3 protein-coding genes are annotated in these 6,242 nt (G+C 74.8%); 2 read left to right on the top strand and 1 reads right to left on the bottom strand.

Annotated elements, in window-relative coordinates; all coding sequences use genetic code 11:
• Nucleotides 1–715 precede the first annotated feature (715 nt).
• Nucleotides 716–2,947, top strand: coding sequence for a LuxR C-terminal-related transcriptional regulator (locus ACFXAZ_RS04725; RefSeq protein WP_384585055.1), 2,232 nt, complete (start codon nucleotides 716–718; stop codon nucleotides 2,945–2,947).
• Nucleotides 2,948–2,952: 5 nt separating this feature from the next.
• On the opposite strand, the gene ACFXAZ_RS04730 is transcribed toward ACFXAZ_RS04725, so the two are convergent.
• On the bottom strand, nucleotides 2,953–3,279 hold the full coding sequence (locus ACFXAZ_RS04730) for a DUF1330 domain-containing protein (RefSeq protein WP_384585058.1): 327 nt from the start codon (nucleotides 3,277–3,279) through the stop codon (nucleotides 2,953–2,955).
• A 238-nt stretch (nucleotides 3,280–3,517) separates the two neighbouring features.
• On the opposite strand from ACFXAZ_RS04730, the gene ACFXAZ_RS04735 reads away from it, so the two are divergent.
• Nucleotides 3,518–6,049, top strand: coding sequence for an AAA family ATPase (locus tag ACFXAZ_RS04735; protein ID WP_384585061.1), 2,532 nt, complete (start codon nucleotides 3,518–3,520; stop codon nucleotides 6,047–6,049).
• The last annotated feature ends 193 nt before the right edge of the window (nucleotides 6,050–6,242 follow it).

Raw genomic sequence — 6,242 nt, forward strand, 5'->3', positions numbered from 1 at the left:
CCACACCCCCCCGCCCCGGACGGGGGGGGGCGGAAGGCGGGGGGGGGGGGGGGGGGGGGGGGTAGGCCGGCGGGCGGGCCCGCGGTCGACTGCGCTGCCGTCGACCGCACTGCCGTCGACCGGACTTCCGTCCGACGGGCTGCCGTATGCCGGGTCGGCATCTGCCGGATTGCCGTGTGCCGGGCTGCCCTCCTCCGGACCTGCGTCATCCGGGCTGCCGCACACGGGGCTCCCGTCTTCCGGGTCCGCGTTCAATGGGTGGCCGTATGCCGGATTCCCGCATACCGGGCTGCCGTCTTCCGGGCCTGCGTCCGCCGGGTTGGCGCCCGCCGAACTCCCCTCCTCGGGGCGTCCGTGTGCCGGATTCCCGTCTTCCGGATCTGCGTCTCCCGGGCCGCCGCCCACCGAACTCCCGTCCGCCGAACTCCCGTCCGCCGGAGCCGCGTCCAACGGGCGCCCTTGCACCGGATTTCCGTCTTCCGGATCTGCGTCCCCCCGGCTGCCGCCCACCGAACTCCCGTCCACCGAGCCCGCGCAAAACGGACCGTCGTACGCCGGACTCCGGCCTTCAGGACCTGCGCCCGACGGACTCCCGCCCGCCGAACTCCCGCCCGCCGGACTCCCGCGCACCGGGCCGTCGGCCACCGAACTTCCGCTCGCCGGGCCGCCAGCCACCGAACCCCCGTCCACAGGACTCCCGTACGCCGGACTCCCCGTGTACCGGCTGCGTCCGCTCGACGCGGAGTCGGCCGGGCGGCTGATCATCAGCCGGTATCCGCGGCTCGCCCCCCGGGTGCATCAGCGGCTGCTCGACGCCGCGCGGGGCAACCCGCTGGCCCTCCTCGAACTGCCCGCCGCGCTGACCGGCAGCCAGCGTGCGGCGGTGGAGGCCCTGCCCACGGTGCTGCCTCTCGGGGAGCGCCTCCAGGCCCTGTTCCTGTCCCGGGTCGCCCAGCTGCCCCGGCAGGCACAGTTCCTGCTGCTCGTGGCCACCCTCGACGGCACCGGCGACCTGGCCGTGCTCCAGGCCGCCACTCGCGGCACCGGCTACGGGGCCGCGCTGGACGCCCTGGCCCCGGCGGAACGCGACCAACTGGTCCGCGTGGACGAGTCCAGCCACCGGCTGCTCTTCCGCCACCCCCTGATCTGCTCGGCGGTGGTCGAGATCTCGACGGCCGCCGAACGCCGCCGCGCCCATCGCGCACTCGCCGCCGCCCTCCACCACCAGCCGGAGCGCCGGGCCTGGCACCTGGGCGAGGCGTGCGTGGAACCCGACGAACGCGTGGCGGCCCTGCTGGAGGAATCCGCGCGGGACGTCCTGCGGCGGGGCGACGCCGTCGGCGCCGTACGGGCGTTGAGCCGGGCCGCCGCTCTCAGCCCGCGCGGCACCGACCGGGCCCGTCGGCTGGCGGAGGCCGCCTATGTCGGCGCCGACGCGTCCGGCGCCCTCGGCGACGTACCCGAACTGCTCGAAGGGGCCAGACGCGCCTCCGGCTGCGCCACCGTCTCCCCGCACGCCGCGGCGGCTGCGGCGCAGCTCGTCGTCAACGGCGGCGGCGACCTCGACACCGCCCACCGGCTGCTCGTCGAGTGCATCCGCTCCGGCGGTGACGGCCACGCCCCGGGGCACGGCTACGACGCGACCGACCGCGCGCTCATCGACGCCCTCCATCTGCTTCTGCTGCTGTGCGCCTACGGTGGCCGCGCCGAACTGTGGTCCCCCTTCGACGACCTGGTCGGCCGGCTCCGCCCCGGGCCGCCCGACCTGCTGGCGGTGGGCGCGGCGGCCTTCGGCGACCCCACCCACCAGGGGACGGCGGTGCTGGCCCGGCTGGACACGCTGCTCGCCGACGCGGAGAACGACCCCGACACCTCGCGGATCATCCGGACGGGCACCGCCTGCGTCTACACGGACCGGCTGTCCACGCTGCGCACACGATGGTGGCGCATCGTGCGGCAGGGCCGCGACGGCGGACCCGTCCGGCGCCATCTGGGCGCCCTGATGCACCTGTGCCTGGACGACTTCCACCGCGGCGACTGGGACACGGTGGCGGAACTCGCGGACGAGGGGCTCGGCCTGTGCGACAGGTTCGGGTACCACTTCTTCGCCTGGTACTTCCAGTACAACGCGGCCATGGTCGCCGCCGCACGAGGCGACACGGAACGGGCCCGCGGACTCGCCGACCGGATCACGAACTGGGCCCTGCCCCGGGGCGTCAACGGCGCCGTCGCCTTCGCCCGCCACGCGCACGCCCTCGCCGACCTCGCCGACGGCGACCACGAGGGCGCCTACCAGGAGGCGTCGGCCATCAGCCCGGCCGGGGTGCTGGCCCCGCACGTTCCACACGCCCTGTGGGTGATGGCGGACCTGGTGGAGGCCGCCGTACGGACCGAACGGCAGAGCGAGGCTGCGGCGCACGTACAGGCGATGACGGACGCGGGCGTCGCCGCTCTGTCACCCCGGCTGGCACTGCTCGCGGGCGGCGCCGAGGCACTGGCGACCCCGGACCACGATGCCGCGCTGGGGATCTTCGCCAGGACCCTGGCCCTGCCGGACGTCGAGCGCTGGCCGTTCGACCTGGCCCGGGTCCGGCTGGCCCACGGACAGCGACTGCGCCGCTCCCGCGCGGCGGCCGACGCCCGGGCCCCGCTCACCCAGGCCCGGCACACCTTCGAAACACTCGGCGCCACCCCCTGGGCACAACGCGCCGCGAAGGAACTGGCCGCCGCCCGCCGCCCCGGCGGCACCCCCCGGTCCGGCGCCCTGACCCCCCAGGAACACGAGGTCGCGGAACTGGCGGCATCCGGCCTGACCAACAAACAGATCGCCGAACACCTGTACATCTCCCCACGCACCGTCGGCGCCCACCTCTACCAGATCTTCCCCAAACTGGGCATCGGGTCCAGGGCGGCCCTGCGCGATGCGCTGTTGGCGCTGGAGGGGTAGCGGCCTCAAGCGGTCCGGCCCTGGTCCGGGACGGAGAAGCCCTCGGGCGGAGCGCCCTCGACGAACAGCATCCCCACCCGGATCTTTCCCTCGCGTATCTCCCGGGCCCGCCGGTACTCGGGGGAGTCGTACCACTTCCGGATCCGGTCGAGGTCCGGAAACTCGATGACGATGAACCGGGAGGAATCCCAGGTGCCTTCGACGGGCTCGGCGGCGGTGGCGACCAGATATCGGCCGCCGTGACCGAGGACGGACTTCTGGGCCACGGACGCATAGGCCAGACCGGCCTCCTCATCGAGCACATCGACGTTGACGATGACGTATGCGGGCATCGGATTCCCCGTTCGGTTGGAGACGGCGTGCACCAGTGTTGCCGCTGCCCGTGTGCAACGGCGCGTTTCGGTGTGGGAGGCGTGGGAGGCGTGGGAAAAGTCATCTTCGTCATTTGACTGATGTGCCGGTGCGTTTCACCGACAAGACTTCTGCGGGGTGTGCGGCGGTGACGGCCCCGTGCGTCGGAGGGGTGGCGAGAGGCCCGGGTGTGAACGGGCGTTAAGGGGAGGGGACATCGTGCTGTTCGGACGTGGTGAGGAACTGCGCCGGTTCTGCTGTCTGGCGGAGGCCGCGCACCGGGGGAGGGGGAAGGCCGTCCAGCTCGGCGGGCCGCCCGGCATCGGCAAGAGCGCCCTGCTGGACGCCCTGGCACGCCGGTACGAGCAGTCGTTCCGGCTGTTACGGGTGGCCGGTCACCCCGATGAGTCGGTGCTGCCCTTCGCCGCCGCCGAGCGGCTGGTCGCCTCCGTACTGGACTGCGCCGAGACGCTTCCCGGACCACAGCGGCTGGCGCTGCGGATCACCTTCGGTCTGGAGGAGGGATACGCCGATCCGCTGCTCGTCCGTCTCGGGGCGACCAGGATGCTGGGGGCGGCGGCAGCGCGTACGCCCCTCATGGTGCTCGTCGACGACGTCCATCAGCTCGACACCGAGTCCGCCGGACTGGTCTCCTTCCTGTCCCGGCGGATCGAGCGGGCCCCGATCCTGCTGGTGTGCGCGGGAACCGACGAGGGCGACGGGGCCGCGCGGCGGGCGGAGGCCGAGCGCATGACGCTGGGCCCGCTCAGCGAGGCCGACAGCCTGGATCTCCTGGGCTGGCTGGCCCCCTCCACCGCACCGGAGGTGAAGAAGCACCTCGCCGACGCCACGGGCGGCAACCCCCTGCGCCTGCGCCACGCCCTCGACGCCCTGACGACCGGGCAGCGCGCCGGATGGGAGCCACTGCCGGAGGGCCCGTCCCTGGCGGGCGTCCCGCGCCCGGAGCACTCGTCGGCGGTGAGTGTCCCGCGCCCGGAGTGCCCGCCTGCGGTGGGTGTCCCGAGCCTGGAGTGCCCGCCCCCGAGGAGCGTCCCGCACTCCGAGTACCCGCCGGCGCCGAGCGTCCCGCGCCCGGAGTACCCGCCCCCGAGGGACATCCCGCGCCCGGAGCGCTCACCCGCAGCGAGCGTCCCGCACTCGCACCACTCAACCCCGGCGAGCGCCCCGAACCCGCAGTACTCACCCCCGGCGAGCATCCCGCACCAGGAATACTCGCCCCCGGCGAGCGACCCGCACCCGAAGCGCCCGCCCGCGAGGGTGACCGTCGCCCCGGAGGCGGTGGAGCGGGCCCTCGCCCGTGGTGACTGCGACCGGATGGCCGAACTGCTCGACGACACCCGCACCGCGCACGAACCCGGCCGCGCGCACCACTACGCCCGGCTCAGGGCGGTGCACACCCTGCTGACCCGCTCACCGGCCGCCGCGGCCGGCCAGTTCCTCGCGGCGGCGCGCACGTCCGCCCCGTACGAACCGGATTTCACCGCCGACACGCTCAACATGGCGGTCGCCGCCGCACGGCTCGCCGGAGACCGGCGCGTCCTGGAGAAGGCGCACGAGGCACGGGACGCGCACCTCCCCACGGCCATCGCCGAACACCAGGCGTCGCCGCCCGACGCACCCGACGCCCGCCCGCTGGTCCTGGGAGCCCTCACCGGTCCGCGCACCCCGGACGCGCGGGCCGCCGAGGCCGAAGCCGATCCGCTCCGCGAACTCGCCTTCCACACCCGCCTCCTGGAACGCGCGCTCCAGGACGACGAACCCGGTTCCATCCCCCTCGCCGCCTACCGGGTGGCCGGTCTCGAAGCCTGGCTCGGCCGGTGGGACCAGGCCATGGACCATGTCGCCCTGGGGCTGCTGAACGCCGAGCGGACCCGGCAACTCGTGCTCGTCGGCCAGTTGCGCGGCCTGCTCGCCTGGCTGCACGCGGCGCTCGGGGACGTGGCCGGCTGCGAGGCCGAGGCACAGGCGTGTCTGACCCGCACCACCACCCCGGTCACCGACGCCGCCCGGCTGGCCGCCCAGGGCGCACAGGTGTTCGCCGTCCTCAGCGAAGGCCGGCCCGAGGACGTCCCGGAACTGCTCCCGCTGTCCCCGACGGCCCTCGGCAACACCGTGCTCGGCAGTCACGGCTCGCTCGCCGTGGCCGATCTGATCGAGGCCGCCTGCCGCACGTCCGACACCTCCAGGGCCGTACGCCTGCTCGACGTATGGCGAAACCGGCACCCGCAGGCGCGCCCGGCCGGTACCGAAGTGCTCCTGCTGCGCTGCGAGGCGCTGCTGGAGGAGGACGCCGACGCCATGGAGCGCCTGTTCCGCCGGGTGCTGGCGCTCGCGCATCCGAGCGAGTTCGAATGGGGCCGCACCCGGCTGCTGTTCGGCGAACGGCTGCGCAGGGCCCGGCGACTGCTGGCGGCGCGCGAGGAACTGCTGGCGGCCGTGACCGCGTTCCGGTCCGCCCGTTCCCCGCTGTGGACCGGCCGCGCCCAGCGCGAACTCGACGCCTGCGCCGTACGCCCCGCCCCGGCGCTGGAGGGCTGGCTCGCCCTGACCCCGCAGGAACGGCAGGTGCTCCAGCTGGCCCGCCAGGGGCTGACCAACCGCCAGATCGCCCAGGCCCTCTACATCAGCCCCCGTACCGTCGGCTACCACCTCTACAAGGCCTTCCCCAAACTCCGTATCCACTCGCGGCGCCAGATCGGGACGGTGGTCCCGGCCGGGCAGGGCCGGTGAGGCCCCTCGTGTCGGCGGGTCCCGCGGCTCCAGCACCGGCCCCCAACTGACGTGGGCCAGGTCCACCGAGCCCGGCGGGCCGCCGGGACCGGTGGTGGTGTGGGGGGGCGCGGGGGGGGGGGAGTGGGGGGGGCCCCCCCCCGCCCACGGGGGGCGCGCGCGGCGGCCGCGCGGGGGGGCCCACCCCCCCCCG

Origin of the sequence: Streptomyces sp. NPDC059477 (assembly GCF_042749375.1) — a bacterium.
GTDB lineage: Bacteria > Actinomycetota > Actinomycetes > Streptomycetales > Streptomycetaceae > Streptomyces.

Excerpts from the sequence above, each read along its gene's own strand:
- ACFXAZ_RS04730 (WP_384585058.1), bottom strand. The coding sequence starts at position 3,279 with ATGCCCGCATACGTCATCGTCAACGTCGATGTGCTCGATGAGGAGGCC.